This is a genomic window from Buchnera aphidicola str. Bp (Baizongia pistaciae) (assembly GCF_000007725.1).
Lineage (GTDB): Bacteria > Pseudomonadota > Gammaproteobacteria > Enterobacterales > Enterobacteriaceae > Buchnera_B > Buchnera_B aphidicola_H.
Genome location: NC_004545.1, coordinates 577,392 through 593,564, shown reverse-complemented (window position 1 = coordinate 593,564; position 16,173 = coordinate 577,392). Strand labels below are relative to the sequence as shown.

The following is a 16,173-nucleotide window of genomic DNA, read 5'->3' as shown; positions in this document are numbered from 1 at the left end:
AGTCAATTATTTGTGTTATATGCTTTATGTGTAATATATAAAAGATGATTTTTTAGTGTAAATAAATTATAAGGTTTTGAGTTTTATTTATAATTGAGAAAAATTTATGAATTGTAATTATTTATGGAAATCTAGTGCATTACTAAAAAATTTGCATAGGCGTGCGAAGATTATTTTTGAAATTAGAAATTATTTTTTTAATTTGGGAATATTAGAAGTAGAGACCCCGATTTTGTCGAATTATTCAGTGACAGACGTAAATTTTATTCCATTTAAGACTAAGCTTCAAATTACTAAAAAAAGAATGTGGTTAGTACCTAGTCCAGAATATCACATGAAACGATTGTTAGTACAAAATATTGGTGCTATTTATCAGATTAGTCGTAGTTTTCGGAATAATGAATTTGGAGGACCATATCATAATCCCGAATTTACTATGCTTGAGTGGTATTCGCCATACTGTAATATGTTTGATTTTATGAAAAAAGTAGAAAAATTTTTAGTTTTTTGTTTAAAAGTTGTTCAAGTAAAATATATATCTTATCAACGAGCATTTATAAAATATCTTAATATTGACCCTTTGTTAGCTAAAAAAAGAGAATTATTAGATTTAATTAATAAGTTTAAATTTAATCATTTAATTTCTGATTGTGATTCTATATCAACTTTGTTAGAAATATTATTTACGTTAAAAATAGAACCTAACCTGAATAATAAAAAATTGATTTTTGTTTATCACTATCCTGCTGATCAAGCAATTTTAGCTGCTATTAATGATAATGATAGTAGAGTATCGGATCGTTTTGAAGTATTTTTTAAAGGTGTGGAATTAGGAAACGGTTTTTATGAATTAACAGATCAAGCAGAACATATTAGACGATTTAAACTAAATAATATTCAAAGAAGACATAAAGGTATTTGTTCAGTAGAAGTAGATCAATTTTTTTTAAAATCTTTATCGCGAGGCTTACCTCCCTGTTCTGGAATTGCTATTGGATTAGATAGGCTAATTATGTTGTCTTTAAATTTAAAAACTATTAATGAAGTTATTGCTTTTCCAATAGAGCGTTGTTAAGTAAGTTTTAGTGCCATTAATGTAATAATACTAAAAAAAATTAATATAATACTACCAGTAATTTTCGCTAGAAATTTGTCCTGGTTTTCTTCTAAGATGTTTTTTCATGTTTTTATTATTTATAAGAAAATTTTGTGTCTGTTTTACCATATCTGGATTTCCGCATAACATAACATGTGAGGTATTGTTTTCAATAAATAAATTAATGTGTTTTTCTAGTTCTTCTGTTTTTAACAATTGAGGTATCCTTCCGGAAAGTGAAAAATTAGTTTTTTCTCTGCTTATTATAAATTGCGTATATAGTTTTTTATTATAAATATTTTTTAAATTGTTTATTTCGTTAAAATATGTAAGATCATGTCTATAACGAACAGCATGTATCAATACAATTTTTTGAAATTTTTCAGTGTTTTTTTGGTATTTTAACATTGATAAATAAGGACCAATACCTGTTCCAGTTGCAAACATCCATAATATTTTGCAAGTAGGAATTTCATTTAGTGTAAAAAAACCATATGATTTTTTTTTAATTTGAATATGGTCTGTATTATTTAAATTGTAGAGTTTAGTAGTTAATTGTCCATTTTTAATTAAGACCATGTAAAATTCTAAATTTTTTTCATGAGGAGCATTTACAAAAGAATATGCTCTTTGTATTATTTTTCCATTTTTTTTTTGATAACCTAATTTAGTAAATTGTCCAGCAGTAAAGGGGGATATTGGAGCGTTAACGATTACGCTAAATAAGTTATTTTTCCATTTTTTAATTTTAATAATTTTAGCTGTTATCCAAGTATTCATATTATAAGCCTTTTTAAACAACCTTTACTTAATAATAGGAGACGTTATAATTTTAACATTTATATATTGTATTTATTAATCAAAAACTGTAGACATAAAATGTTATAACAAGTTTAAATAAAATTGTAAGTGTTATTTTATATTAGCTAAATTCTTAGTTAATATTATTTTTTTTTTAATTTTGTAATAATTATTATTTTAAGTCATGTTTATATTTAAAGTTTTTATAAAACATTAAATGTTTTTAAAAATTTGTTTCGAAATTGTTTTTAAAATAGAATTTATGTTTTTATTAATAATATACAAGGTATACTTATATATCTATTTAATGTTCTCGCAAAAAAGTATAACATGTTTTTGAATACAATTAATAATTTTAAATGTTTTATATTGAAATACGTTACATTTTTTGAAAAAGTTTTGTATTAAATTGGTATGATTGATGTATAGCAAATATTAATTATTTAAGTTTTAAATGTGATACATGTAATATTCATGGAAAGATAATAATGAAAAAAAATCTAATAAGTATAGATGTATTTTTAACAGAGACTCGTTATCAACCAAATCCTACTGCTATTTTTAATCAAATATGCAAAAAGAAATCAGAAACATTATTACTAGAATCCGCAGAAATTAATAAAAAGCATCATTTAGAGAGTATGATGATTATAGATGCTGCATTAAAAATTTCATTTTTGAATCAAATAGTTATTGTAGAGGCATTAACTAAAAATGGTGTTAATTTATTGTCTGTTTTTAAATCTTTATTACCTAAAAATGTTATTATACTATCAGATAATAATCCATTAGAAATAAAATTTCCAATTTTATCTATGTATTTAGATGAAGATCAGCGATTACGGTCACTATCTGTATTTGATGCAATAAGATTTTTAATTAAAAGTGTTAAAAATCTTAGCGAATTCGCCCCAAAATCTATGTTTTTCGGAGGTTTGTTTTCGTATGATTTAATTACCAGTTTTGAAAATTTACCAATATTAAATACTCATCAACACTGTCCTGATTTTTGTTTTTATCTTTCTGAAACATTATTAATATTAGATCATAAAAATAAAACATCTATCGTTCAAGTCACTTCATTTACTAATGATAATTTTGAAAAAAAGAGGTTAAAGGATAGATTAGAAATTTTGAAAAATAAATTATCTAAAAATTTGTGCCCTATAAAATTTGATACGCTAAAAAACATGAAATTATGGTGTAATAAAACAGACGAAGAATACAATAAAATTATTGTTAATGTAAAAAAATTTATTTTACAAGGAGAAATTTTTCAAGTAGTACCATCGAGAAAATTTTATCTTTCTTGTGTGAATCCATTGTCTTCATATGAAGTTTTAAAAAAAAATAATCCTAGTCCATATATGTTTTTTATGCAAGATCGAAAGTTTACTTTGTTTGGAGCTTCTCCTGAAAGTGCTTTAAAATATGATATAAATTCTAGGCAAATTGAAATATATCCTATCGCTGGTACTAGACCTCGAGGTAGACGATCTGATGGATCGTTGGATTTAGATTTAGATAATCGGATAGAATTAGAAATGCGGACCAATAATAAAGAGTTGGCTGAACATCTAATGTTAGTAGATTTAGCTCGCAATGATTTAGCTAAAATTTGCGAACCAGGAACACGTCATGTAGCAGATTTAATTAGAGTTGATCGTTATTCGCATGTCATGCATTTAGTATCAAGAGTTATTGGAAAATTGCGTTTTGATTTAGATTTTTTACATGCATATCAAGCATGCATGAATATGGGGACACTAACTGGTGCTCCTAAAGTGCGAGCTATGGAATTAATTTCAGAAATTGAAGGCGAAAAGAGGGGGAGTTATGGAGGCGCGATAGGATATTTCACTGGTTTAGGTATGTTAGATACTTGTATTGTAATTCGTTCTGCGTATGTTGAAAATAAAATAGCAACTATTCAAGCTGGAGCTGGAATAGTATTGGATTCTGTACCTCAATTGGAATCAGATGAGAGTAAAAATAAAGCTAAAGCAGTTATTCAAGCTATAGCTAATTCGCATTCTTGTCAGATAGAGTATTTGTGATGGGTAATATACTTTTATTGGATAATATTGATTCATTTACATATAATTTAGTTGATCAATTGCGTTCAAATTTTCATCAAGTATTTGTTTATCGAAATACAGTTAGAAAAAATATTATTTTAAAAAAGTTATCTAAAATGATTAATCCTATTTTAATATTGTCGCCAGGGCCAGGAAATCCAGATAATGCAGGTTGCATGCCGCAATTGTTAATGGAACTAAAAGGAAAATTGCCTATTATTGGAATTTGTTTAGGACATCAGGCTATAGTTAAAATGTATGGAGGGCATGTAGGGTATTCAGGTGAAATATTACATGGTCAAGCATCGTTAATTAATCATGATAATAAGGCTATGTTTTTGGGTATGTCTAATCCATTACCTGTAGCGCGATATCATTCTTTAATTTGCAGTAATATCCCAAACATGTTAGTTGTAAATGCACATTTTAATAATATGGTAATGGCTGTTAGAAATGATTACGAAAAGATTTGTGGATTTCAATTTCATCCGGAATCTATATTAACTACTCGAGGTACTGAATTTTTACAAAGAGTAATACAATGGACTAAAATATAAAATCATTTTTTCTTTTTAAATTAGTTTTTATGTGTTATTAATTTTTAATTAAAACATATAATAATTTATGGTAAATGAATAATTATTATGTAGTTTTAAGGAATATTTTGAAAACTAATTTGCAATGTTAAAATTTAACATTTAAAATTATTAATTTAGATAAAAGTTTAAGATTATTTAATATATATGGAATTTAAAATAAATAATTATTAACAGGCTCAATATAATTAATAAAGTAATATTAGTTAAATAATTTTTTTGAAGTAGTGTAGTTATTTAATAATAAATTTTATAATTGTGTATTGATAATAAATTATAGATTTTAAATGTGTTTTTGTAAATAATATATGTAAGTAAAATTTAGTTTTATTTAAACAGGAAGTTTTTTAAATCTTTCCTGTCTTTATTCTAAAGATAGGAAAGATTTTATTATTGTATTGTGAAATATTTTAAAATAATATTTACAATATAAAGCGACTGAGATCTTCATTAGATATTAATTTATCTAAGTGTTTTTGAACATATTTTTCATCAATGGTAATAGTTATTTCATTACGATGATCGCTTGCGTGAAAAGATATATCTTCCATTAGACGTTCTAGCACAGTATGTAGTCTTCTTGCACCAATATTTTCCATAGATTCATTAACTTTCCATGCTGCTTCGGCAATATGTCGTATACCTTCTTTAGTGAAATTAATTTTTACTTTTTCTGTTTTAAGCAAGGCTTGGTATTGCATTGTAACTGAAGCTTTTGGTTCTGTTAGAATTAATTCAAAGTCGTTTATTGTTAAGGCTTGTAACTCTACTCTAATTGGAAGGCGTCCTTGTAATTCTGGAATAAGATCTGAAGGTGTAGAAACTTGAAATGCTCCAGATGCAATAAATAAAATATGATCAGTTTTCACCATACCATGTTTAGTTGATACTGTACAACCTTCGATTAAAGGAAGCAAATCTCGTTGAACGCCTTCTCGCGAAATATCAGGTCCAGAAGAACCGTGGTTTCTGCATATTTTATCTATTTCATCAATGAATACAATTCCATGTTGTTCAACAGCATAAATAGCTTCTTTTTTTAATTCTTCTAGATTAATTAGTTTAGCTGCTTCTTCTTCAATCAATAATTTCATAGCATCTTTAATTTTTAATTTTTTAATATTTCTTTTATTTCCAGTTAGATTTTGAAATAATGATTGTAATTGATTAGTGAGTTCTTCCATTCCTGGAGGTGCCATAATTTCGATTCCCATAGGAGTAACTGCGACATTTATTTCGATTTCTTTATCATCTAGTGTTCCTTCTCGTAATTTTTTTCTAAAAATTTGAAGAGTTGCTTCAGAATTGTTATTAGTATTTGTTTTTTTCCAGTTATTTTTAATTGTAGGTACTAAAACATCTAATATTCTTTCTTCTGCTAGTTCTTTAGCTCTTTTTTTATTTTTTTTTATAGCTGTACTTTTAATCATTTTTATGGCTGAATCGGTTAAATCTCTAATAATTGAATCTACTTCTTTTCCAACATATCCTATTTCAGTAAATTTCGTTGCTTCTACTTTAATAAAAGGTGCTTTAGCTAATTTTGCTAAGCGTCTAGCAATTTCAGTTTTTCCTACGCCTGTGGGACCTATCATAAGAATGTTTTTTGGTGTTATTTCATATCTTAGTTCTTTGTTAAGTTTCATGCGACGCCAGCGATTTCGTAAGGCAATAGCTACAGCGCGTTTTGCTTTTTTTTGACCAATTATAAATCGATCAAGTTCTTTGACTATTTCGCGAGGAGTCATTTCAGACATGGAGTTTTATCCTTACTTTTCTGAAGTTAATTCTTTGATGGTAAAAATATTATTAGTATATATGCAAATTCCAGAAGTAATTTTTAATGCTTTTTCTACGATTTGTTTTGCAGTGAGAGAAGTGTTTTCTATCATTGCTATTGCTGCTGCTTGCGCATAAGAACCTCCAGATCCGATTGCCATAAGATTGTTTTCAGGTTGAATTACGTCACCATTTCCAGTAACAATTAATGAAGTTTCTTTATCAGCAACTGCTAATAATGCTTCAAGTTTTCGTAGTATTTTATCAGTTCTCCAATCTTTTGCTAATTCAATAGCTGAACGTTGCAATTGTCCCTGATACATTAATAATTTTTTTTCAAATAATTCAAACAAAGTAAATGCATCTGCTGTTCCTCCGGCAAATCCAGCAATAACTTTATTATTATAAAGAGTTCTTACTTTTTTAACATTACTTTTAATGATAGTATTTCCTAATGTAGCTTGCCCATCACCTCCAATTACTACTTGTTTGTTTAAACGAACGCTTAGAATAGTTGTCACAGATTTGATCCTTTTTATATTAAACTACAAATATATATAATTTCAGTATGATATAATCGTTATGTATGAACGTAAACATTCAATAAGTTATTTATATAAAATTAATTGTGTATAAAGTACATTTAACTATTAAATATATAATTTTACTTTTTTATACTATCATATTAATAATTATTTTTATCGTGAATTTTGTTGATTCAAACGTAATTTTAATACATTATGTCTTTGAAATAATTATTGAAAAGATTTTTTTAATTTTATGTATTATTAAGTTTTTAGTTTTTTAATATTGTAATTTATTTTATATTTTTTGAAAAAAAAGTATTGTTCTTGAGGTTTTTTAAGTAAGTAAATGGCTGAATCTGTTGAAATAAATGTACGTGCATTATTTTTAATATTTTTATGCGATATTGTTTTTTTTAGTATTAATTTAATACATAATGTAAATAGCAAAAATATTATAAATATAATTACTATTTTAGTAATTTTTTTTTTGGTTTATGATATTTTTCAGGAAAAGTATATTTAAAATCGTTTTTATTTAGAACAAAATCTTTATTTATCATTATTATTTGGTTAAAATAGTATTTTATATGTTATGTATAATAATACATTAAGATTTTAAGTCTATTAAAATAATAGTATGTTTAACTATTTATTATTAAAAATAAAAATTTTAGTATTATTAATAGTAATTAAAATTGATTAGTATTTTTTAATAAATTAATTTTATGTTTAAAAAAATTTTAATAAAGTTCTAAAATGTTCTAAAATTTTAAATTTTTATGCTTTGTTTTATTTAAATTTAGTGATATCATATTTTTAATGTTAATGCTAATATATTACTGTTTGAAGTAAATTATTTAATTTATAAAATATATATTTATTTAATTTTAAAGGTTATATGAAAAAAAAAATTCATCCTGATTATTTTAAGATAAACGTAACGTGTTCTTGCGGGAATAATATAAATATTTTTTCTACTTTAAGTAAAAATATAAATGTTGATGTGTGTTCCAAATGTCATCCTTTTTATACAGGTCAACAACGAACGTCTGATACTGGTGGACGTATAGAAAAATTTCATAAAAGATTTAATATTTCCAGTCATTAGTTTATACTAAATATATTACTTTTTTTTTAAAAACAAGGTTTTTAAATTTTATTTAATTGTTTTTAAACTCTTGTGTGTTTCTAAAAATATAGTTTAATGACGTAGTGGAATGATTGATTTTTAAAAGTAAACGTATACTTAAATATATTTTTTTTTAAATGTTTTATTTAGCGTTTATATTTAGTTTTTATTTTAATAAATGTTTATGTTATTTAATTAAAGTGTGTATTATAGAAATAAAAAATTTTAACGTTAGTTGTATTGTTTTATGCGTTTTAGAAAATATTTTTTTAAAGCTATAGATATAGATTTTGAAATAAGGTTTTGATAAAATTTTTTGTTCAAGTGTTGTTCTTCTATTGGATTACTTATAAAACCCGTTTCGACTAATATTGATGGAAATTGAGAAAATTTAAGAATACCAAATTTTGCATATTTTGGTTTTTTTTGATTTAAAGTTGAGACTTTTCGTAATTCTTGTATGATTATTTTGGCTAAATCGTATTCTATTTCATAGAAATTTTTAAATTTTGAGGTTTTAGTATTTATTTTTTTGTGTATATTCTTGGTTTTTTTATTTAATTTATGTTTTTGAATGCGAGTATTATGAACATTCTTAGGAAGAACCCATATAGACACTCCTGATATTTTTCTGTTTTTTGATGAATTAGCATGAATTGAGATTAATAAATTAGCATGATATTTTTCGGCTATTTGTGTTCTTTTAAAAACTGATAAAAAATAATTTCCACGTCTGATCATTACAGCTTTAAAAAAATTAGTATGATTTAATAATTTTGTTAATTTTTTTGCTATCGATAAAGTGATATTTTTTTCTTGAAATTTATTTTTTCCAATTGCGCCTGGATCTTGTCCTCCGTGTCCTGCGTCAATAGCAATGATAATTTTTTTGTTTTTTTTTTACTTTTATTAGATATATAATGAGTCAAAATAAATTTTGTTCTATACAAATTTAGTGAATTTGAAAACTGTTTGTTTAGTTTTTTAAATTTAGAATTTAGAAAATTTTTTTTATATATCAGTTTAAAACTAGGTTTTGGTTCGCAAAAAAAAAGAATATTTTTTTAGAAGGGTAGTAAATATTAGACGAATTTTTTTTGTTTTTTAGATGACAAAGAGGGTGAATAGTATTCAAATATTTTTGTCTTCCTAGGGAATATTGTGATATAAATAAGAATACTAACATGATTACTATATGTAGTATGCGTTCAAGCATAAGTTTTGACCTATTTTACTTTTGCTCATTTAATTTTAATTTAAGTAAAGTATATGTTTTGTATATTTTTTTAAGGTATTTACTAATTTTTAGATTATTTCTATTCAGCGGGAAACGAGATTTGAACTCGCGACCCCAACCTTGGCAAGGTTGTACTCTACCAACTGAGCTATTCCCGCATAAAAATATAATTAATTATATACATTTTTTTTTTTTTTGCAAGTTTTAATTAGTATTTTAGTTTATATTTTAGGTGTGAATATTTTATGTTTTAAAAAAATTTTTTCGATAAAATAATAACTCGCAAACTGATTCATATAGGTCGTTTAATGCTTGATGAGTGTTTTTTTTTTAAGTTTATTATATATTTTAGGTTTCCAACGTAATGCTAATTCTTTGATAGTACTGACATCAATTTGTCTATAGTGAAAGTACTTTTCTAAAGTTGGCATGTATTTAAATAAAAATTGTCTATCAGTACTTATACTATTTCCGCACATAGGAGAAGTATTTTTTGGTACCCATTTTTTCAAGAAAGTAATTGTTTTTATTTCTGCTAAATGTTCGGTGTATAAGCTATTTTTAATTCGAGTGATTAGTCCATTTTTTGTATGCATTTTATTGTTCCATGGATCCATAAAACTTAATTGATGATTATTTTGATAAATAGCAATTACTGGCCCATAAGATAAAATTTTTAAATTTTTATCTGTTATCAAGGTAGCAATTTCAATGATTTTATGTATATTTGGATTTAATCCAGTCATTTCCAAATCAATCCATATTAAATTTTTTATGTCAGTATTCATGTTTTGCTCATGTGAATATTTTATTGTATGTTTTCTTTACATAATTATATTAATTGATTGATTAAGTTAAATTATTTTGTATCTTATTTATATTAAATCAATGATTATAATTTTAGTATATGTTTTGTTTTGTGTTATAAAAATGTTTAATTCATATTACATTATTTTATGTTTTTTGTTATACAATCAGAAAAATAGTTTTTGGCATTAAGAATAAAATTTTTAGTAAATAGAGATTCTATCTTTTTAAAAAATAATTTTATAAAAATTTTTACGTATTTAAAACAAAATAATTTTTTAAATATATTATTTTAAATATTAAATTATTTTAACTAACTAATTAATTTTTATGTAATGGATGTATTTTTTTAGTAATTAGAAATTTTTGGTTTATTTATATTTATAATAACTATGAAATAGTTTATCTAAATTAATAACGATTTTTGTTGTATATGTTTGTAAATGTGGATTTAAGAATTCATTTAAAATATATTTTTTTAAATTCATGTTAATTATGAATCTGGCTAATTTTATATTTTAAATATAGATTATATATTTGTTAATAATTATTAATTGCAGAAGAGATTTTTAAAAATTTTTATTTTCGTAAAATTTTTATAAAAATGTTAACAATTGTGAATTGTAATACAAAATAAAAGAACATTACTATATGAAAAAAATTAATCCTAATAATACAGAATCTTGGAAAATGTTACAAAATCATTTTTATGAAATAAAAAGTTTTCATATAAAAGAATTATTTAAAAAAGATAAAAATAGATTTAAAAAATTTTCACTAAAATTTGATAATAGAATTTTAGTGGATTATTCAAAAAACAGAATTACTAGTTTTACCATTAAATTATTGCTAAAATTAGCTAATGAAATGGATTTAAATAATTCCATTAAATCTATGTTTAGCGGAAAAATAATTAATGAAACAGAAAATCGTGCTGTTTTGCATACAGCGTTAAGAAATCGTAGTAATAGTTCAATCATTCATAATGGTTGCAATATTATGTTCGATATAAATAAAGTATTAGAAAAAATGAAACATTTTTCTAATTTAGTTATTAATCGAAAATGGTTAGGATATACTGGAAAATATATTACAGATATAGTTAATATTGGTATTGGTGGATCAGATTTAGGTCCTAAAATGGTAATAAAAGCACTAAATTCTTATAGAAATCATCTTAATATTCATTTTGTTTCTAACGTTGATGGGGCGAATATTTTTAATGTATTAAAAAAACTTAACCCAGAATCCACTTTATTTATAATTGTATCTAAAACATTTACTACACAGGAAACAATTGTAAATGCAAATACTGCAAAAAAATGGATGTTAAATGCTGTTAATAAAAATGAATTTTTAGATCAGCATTTTATTGCTGTTACTACAAATGCTCAAGAGGCTATGAACTTTGGTATTAGATATAAAAATATTTTTTTGTTTTGGGATTGGGTTGGAGGTAGATTTTCATTGTGGTCTTCTGTGGGATTATCTATTGTTTTAGCTGTTGGTTTCAAAAATTTTGAACAACTGTTAGATGGTGCATATATGATGGATCAGCATTATTTACATACTAAATTTGATAATAATATCCCAGTATTACTAGCATTAATTGGTGTTTGGTATAATAATTTTTTTAAGTCAGAAACAGAAGCAATATTTTTCTATGATTGGAATATGAATTATTTTTCTTCTTTTTTACAACAAATGAATATGGAATCTAACGGAAAAAATATTTGTAGAAGCGGAGAATTTGTAAATTGGCAAACTGGTCCAATTATTTGGGGAGAACCAGGTACTAACGGTCAGCATGCTTTTTATCAATTGTTGCATCAAGGTACTAAATTAATACCTTCTGACTTTATTATTTCAATTATTCCTAAACATCCTTTTAAAGATCATCATAAGTATTTATTATCTCATTTTTTTGCACAAACGCAAGCTTTGGCGTTTGGAAAATTTAATCAAAAATGTAATGTTCATATTAATGATAAAAAAACTTTTGATGAAAGATTATCATCTATTTCATTTCATAAAGTATGCAAAGGTAATCAACCTAGTAATTCAATTGTGTTAGATCAATTAAATCCTTATAATTTAGGTATATTGATTGCTTTATATGAACATAAAGTATTTACGCAAGGAGTTATATTTAATATTTTTTCTTTTGATCAATGGGGTGTTGAGCTAGGAAAATTATTAGCTAAAGAAATATTTTTAAATATGAACACAACAGGTAGCAAAAATTATGAATATGATTCGTCTACAAATGGATTAATTAATTTTTATAAAATTCATAGTAATAATACATGAGTTTAATTTTTTATTTTTATACAAATTAGATGGTGATTAATTGTTTCTATTTTAGTTAATGTTTATATCATTGATAATATAATATTTAAAGTAAAATTGTAAGTTTTTTATTTTTTTTAGTTTTTTGTTTTAATTTTATCAAGATGTTATAGCTTGAGTGTTTTAAGATTTTTAGTTTTTTTTAATGTATTCAGATAGTTTAGTCAAGAAATTTATTAATTTATTTTTATTACCTTGTGTTATTTTAAATAATTTTAACAAAATTTTATTCTATATTACTTAATAATTTTAAAAACAGTCTTGTGTTTTAATTGTAGTTTTTCTGTTCTATTAATGATATGACTTGTTGCTTAAAATATTACTAGTTTGGTATTTTGTTATTTGTATTTTAAAATATTTTAAATGCTAAAATTAAAACATAATAATTTTAGTTTATAACTATTTTTAAATGTTTTTTAAGATAATTTCAATAAAAAATTTTAAAATAGTTTAAATTAAAAATAAGGAAAGAAAAGTATGTCTGTGCCTATGACGGTTAAAGTGCAGAATCTTGGTCGTTTTTTAAGTGCTATGATAATGCCAAATATTAGTGTTTTTATTGCATGGGGAATTATTAGTGGGTTATTTATAAAATCTGGATGGTGTCCTAATCAAACTTTAGAAAAAGTTTTATCTCCTATAAGTGTGTACCTTTTTCCTATTTTAATCGCGAACACCGGAGGTTATTTAATTAATGGTAAAAGGGGAGCTATAGTAGGTAGTATAGCAGTAGTTGGAGCTATTATTAGTACTGCTATTCCTATGTTATTAGGAGCTATGATTATTGGTCCTATAGGAGGTTGGATTACTTATTATTTTGATAAAATTAGTAAGTATAAAGTTAAAAGTGGTTTTGAAATGTTAGTTAACAATTTCTCAGTTGGCATACTTGGTGTTTTGTTGTTGTTCATATCGTTTTTGTGTATAGGTCCAATGATTGAAAAGTTATCTTGTTTTTTAGGGTATGTTGTTAATTTAATGATTAATAATCATTTATTACCGTTTATAGCAATACTGATTGAACCAGCTAAAATATTTTTTTTAAATAATGTTATAAATCATGGTGTATTATTTCCGTTAGGAATACAGGAAGTAGTTAAATTTAATAAATCTATTTTTTTTCTTATTGAGTCAAATCCTGGACCTGGTATTGGTGTTTTGATGGCCTGGTTTTTTTTTGGTTGTGATAATATTAAAAAATCTCTAAAGGAAGCCATAGTCATTCAATTATTTGGAGGTATTCATGAAATATATTTCCCTTATGTTTTAAAAAATCCAAGATTAATACTTGCATTGATTTTAGGCAGCATAACAGGGATTTTTATATTGATAGTATTACGTGGAGGTCTTATTTCAGCAGCGTCTCCTGGATCAATAATTTCTATATTGGCTATGACGCCTAAAGGTTTGTATGTAATTAATTTATTAGCAATAATTATTTCTTTTTTGGTTTCTTTTTTAGTATCTTGCATGTTATTAAAGATTAGTAATCGAAATCACTATGTAAAAGGTTCTAATACAAAAATTGAAAAAGATAATTTTCTAATTAATTCTAGTTTTCAGAAAAATCGAACATGTATTAAAAGTTCTTTAGATAGTCATAAATGCATACGAAATATTATTTTTGCATGTGATGCAGGAATGGGTTCTAGCGCTGTTGCTGCTGGAATTTTAAGAAACAAAATACATGATTTAAATATTTTTAATATAACAGTATCGAATGCTGCTATTGATAGCATACCAAATTTTGGTGTAGATTTAATTATTACGCATTATAGTCTTACTGATAGAGCTCGAAAAAGAAATTCTAATGCTAAACATTTGTCTTTAAATAGTTTTTTAGATAATGCATTTTATAATGAATTATCTAAATATTTAGTTGAAAATAATTTAGATAATAATAGCAGTATTTTAGATTTTTCGGTACGGAATCAAAATAATTTTAGTTCAAAAAAAAATGTTTTTAGTCTTACTAAAGAAAATATTTTTTTAGGCCAAATAGCTTCTTCTAAGGAAGAGGTAATTCGTTTTATCGGACGCCAATTAGTAAATCAAGGATATGTTAAAGAAGAATATATTGAAGCTATGTTAGAACGTGAAAAAATGATGTCTACATGGTTGGGAGAATCTATTGCGTTACCCCATGGTACTATACAATCTAAAGATTTTATCTTAAATACTGGTATAATATTTTGTCAATTTCCTAATGGGATATTATTTGGAGATGATCCTGAAGACATTGCACATTTGGTTATTGGTGTTGCAGCACGTAATAATGAGCATATTCCTGTTGTTAGTAATATTACGAATATACTGGATAATAATGACGTTATTAAAAGTTTATCTATTACAAAAAATATTGATGATGTATTATATCTTTTTTCAAGAAAAAACATTTAAAAACATAAATTATTATTATATTAGTTATAATTAATAGTTGATATTATTTTGTTAAAATTACAAAGGTTTTTATTTGTTAATGTTTTGTTAACTTTTATATTTGGAAATTTTTATGAATGCTCTACATTTTGGTGCAGGAAATATAGGACGTGGTTTCATTGGTCCACTATTACTGAAATCTGGATTTAATTTAACATTTGTAGATAATAATCAAGCTATTGTTGATGCTATTAATCGACATCAGAAATATGATATAACGGTAGTAGGAAATAATTTTAGTTACATAACGACAGTAAAAAAAGTTAAAGCTATTTATATAAATGATCCGAATATTTATTTTAAAATAGCAAAAATAAATGTAATTACAATATCGGTAGGTGTTCATGCTATTAATTCATTAGTAGTATTTTTTGAAAAATTAATTCGATATAAAATAGAAACTAATGATTTTGTTTTTCTTACTATTATTGCATGTGAGAATGTTTTTCGTTGTGCATCTAAACTAAAAGAAAATATTAAAATTTTATTACCAGGCATTTATCATAAGTATTTAGATAAAAATATTAGTTTTGTAGATTCAGTAGTAGATAAAATTGTGTGTCCAAATGATAAAAACAATAGTGATGATATTAATTTGTCAGTTAAAGTAGAAAAATTTAGTGAGTGGATAGTTGATTGCACACAATTTAAACATGATCGTCCTAATATAATTGGAATGATATATAGTAATCATTTAGATGCGTTTTTTGAAAGAAAGTTATTTACTTTAAATACTGGTCACGCAATTGCTGCATATTTGGGTTTGTTAATAGGGTATAAAAATATATATCAGGCAATTTTAGATCCGTTGATATTTAATATTGTTTATGGAGCTATGAAAGAAAGTGGGATGGTATTAATAAGAAAATATAATTTTTTTACTGATTCCGAACATAAAAATTATATTTTGAAAATTTTATCTAGATTTAAAAACATTTATTTAACTGATAGTTTGAAAAGAGTAGGACGAAATCCTTTGCAAAAATTGAAAAAAGATGACAGATTGATTAGTCCTTTGATAGATACAATTAAATATAATTTACCTAATGCAAATTTAATGAAAGGAATTGCTGCAGCATTGTGTTATATCGATGAAAAAGATATTGAAGCAAAAAAACTTCGAAATATGATTATTAATAAAGGAATTAAATATGTTTTGTCGAAAATTAGTAGTTTAGATTCTTCATTGTTAATAATATCTGAAATTAGTATTTATTTTAATATTTTTATGAAAGTAAATATTTAATGAATATTGTTAAAATAATTTTTGCAATGATGTTTTTTATATTGTTTTATAAAAAAATATTTATATTTTTTGTGATGTGATAGATGTCA

The 16,173-nt window shown here is 24.2% G+C and carries 11 protein-coding genes, 1 tRNA gene and 1 pseudogene; 7 read left to right on the top strand and 6 right to left on the bottom strand.

All coding sequences use genetic code 11. From position 1 onward, the window contains the following. Window positions 1-106: 106 nt before the first annotated feature. Window positions 107-1,075: an elongation factor P--(R)-beta-lysine ligase gene (gene epmA, locus BBP_RS02655; protein ID WP_011091631.1), complete on the top strand. Its 969-nt coding sequence runs from the start codon at window positions 107-109 to the stop codon at window positions 1,073-1,075. 51 nt (window positions 1,076-1,126) lie between these two features. Here epmA and BBP_RS02650 read toward each other — a convergent pair whose 3' ends face one another. Beyond that, a complete protein-coding gene (locus BBP_RS02650; protein WP_011091630.1) occupies window positions 1,127-1,876 on the bottom strand; it encodes a ferredoxin--NADP reductase in 750 nt (249 codons plus the stop codon). A gap of 509 nt (window positions 1,877-2,385) precedes the next feature. Between BBP_RS02650 and BBP_RS02645 the strand changes: the two genes are divergently transcribed. Together BBP_RS02645 and BBP_RS02640 are read left to right on the top strand one after the other, a co-directional pair. Continuing rightward, a complete protein-coding gene (locus BBP_RS02645) occupies window positions 2,386-3,954 on the top strand; it encodes an anthranilate synthase component 1 (protein WP_011091629.1) in 1,569 nt (522 codons plus the stop codon). Then, window positions 3,954-4,532: a glutamine amidotransferase-related protein gene (locus tag BBP_RS02640; RefSeq protein ID WP_011091628.1), complete on the top strand. Its 579-nt coding sequence runs from the start codon at window positions 3,954-3,956 to the stop codon at window positions 4,530-4,532. The genes BBP_RS02645 and BBP_RS02640 overlap by 1 nt, the downstream gene beginning before the upstream one ends. Before the next feature lie 461 nt (window positions 4,533-4,993). Here BBP_RS02640 and hslU read toward each other — a convergent pair whose 3' ends face one another. Together hslU and hslV are read right to left on the bottom strand one after the other, a co-directional pair. Further along, entirely contained in the window at window positions 4,994-6,328 is a 1,335-nt protein-coding gene (gene hslU, locus BBP_RS02635; protein WP_011091627.1) for an HslU--HslV peptidase ATPase subunit, read from the bottom strand. Between the two features lie 12 nt (window positions 6,329-6,340). Further along, complete coding sequence (gene hslV / locus BBP_RS02630) at window positions 6,341-6,871, bottom strand: ATP-dependent protease subunit HslV (protein ID WP_011091626.1); 531 nt, start codon at window positions 6,869-6,871, stop codon at window positions 6,341-6,343. A gap of 904 nt (window positions 6,872-7,775) precedes the next feature. Here hslV and rpmE point away from each other — a divergent pair. Further along, window positions 7,776-7,985 carry a 50S ribosomal protein L31 gene (gene rpmE, locus BBP_RS02625; protein ID WP_011091625.1) on the top strand — a complete coding sequence of 70 codons (210 nt, stop codon included), beginning with the start codon at window positions 7,776-7,778 and terminating at the stop codon, window positions 7,983-7,985. 252 nt (window positions 7,986-8,237) lie between these two features. Here the strand turns inward: rpmE and BBP_RS02620 are convergent, their stop codons facing one another. The 3 genes and pseudogenes from BBP_RS02620 to orn form a co-directional block, all read right to left on the bottom strand. Beyond that, complete coding sequence (locus BBP_RS02620; protein ID WP_228368078.1) at window positions 8,238-8,879, bottom strand: N-acetylmuramoyl-L-alanine amidase family protein; 642 nt, start codon at window positions 8,877-8,879, stop codon at window positions 8,238-8,240. A 449-nt stretch (window positions 8,880-9,328) separates the two neighbouring features. Further along, window positions 9,329-9,401: transfer RNA gene (locus tag BBP_RS02615), tRNA-Gly, on the bottom strand. Between the two features lie 85 nt (window positions 9,402-9,486). Continuing rightward, window positions 9,487-10,031 (bottom strand): annotated as a pseudogene (gene orn, locus BBP_RS02610) (oligoribonuclease). Between the two features lie 670 nt (window positions 10,032-10,701). Here orn and pgi point away from each other — a divergent pair. From pgi to BBP_RS02595, 3 genes are all read left to right on the top strand, one after another. Further along, window positions 10,702-12,360 (top strand): glucose-6-phosphate isomerase, encoded by a 1,659-nt coding sequence (gene pgi / locus BBP_RS02605; RefSeq protein ID WP_011091622.1) that lies wholly within the window; start codon window positions 10,702-10,704, stop codon window positions 12,358-12,360. Window positions 12,361-12,876: 516 nt separating this feature from the next. Next, entirely contained in the window at window positions 12,877-14,799 is a 1,923-nt protein-coding gene (locus BBP_RS02600; protein ID WP_011091621.1) for a PTS mannitol transporter subunit IICBA, read from the top strand. Window positions 14,800-14,911: 112 nt separating this feature from the next. Then, on the top strand, window positions 14,912-16,084 hold the full coding sequence (locus BBP_RS02595; protein ID WP_011091620.1) for a mannitol-1-phosphate 5-dehydrogenase: 1,173 nt from the start codon (window positions 14,912-14,914) through the stop codon (window positions 16,082-16,084). Window positions 16,085-16,173 lie beyond the last annotated feature (89 nt).

Excerpts from the sequence above, each read along its gene's own strand:
- epmA (WP_011091631.1), top strand. The coding sequence starts at position 107 with ATGAATTGTAATTATTTATGGAAATCTAGTGCATTACTAAAAAATTTG.
- BBP_RS02650 (WP_011091630.1), bottom strand. The coding sequence starts at position 1,876 with ATGAATACTTGGATAACAGCTAAAATTATTAAAATTAAAAAATGGAAA.
- BBP_RS02645 (WP_011091629.1), top strand. The coding sequence starts at position 2,386 with ATGAAAAAAAATCTAATAAGTATAGATGTATTTTTAACAGAGACTCGT.
- BBP_RS02640 (WP_011091628.1), top strand. The coding sequence starts at position 3,954 with ATGGGTAATATACTTTTATTGGATAATATTGATTCATTTACATATAAT.
- hslU (WP_011091627.1), bottom strand. The coding sequence starts at position 6,328 with ATGTCTGAAATGACTCCTCGCGAAATAGTCAAAGAACTTGATCGATTT.
- rpmE (WP_011091625.1), top strand. The coding sequence starts at position 7,776 with ATGAAAAAAAAAATTCATCCTGATTATTTTAAGATAAACGTAACGTGT.
- pgi (WP_011091622.1), top strand. The coding sequence starts at position 10,702 with ATGAAAAAAATTAATCCTAATAATACAGAATCTTGGAAAATGTTACAA.
- BBP_RS02600 (WP_011091621.1), top strand. The coding sequence starts at position 12,877 with ATGTCTGTGCCTATGACGGTTAAAGTGCAGAATCTTGGTCGTTTTTTA.
- BBP_RS02595 (WP_011091620.1), top strand. The coding sequence starts at position 14,912 with ATGAATGCTCTACATTTTGGTGCAGGAAATATAGGACGTGGTTTCATT.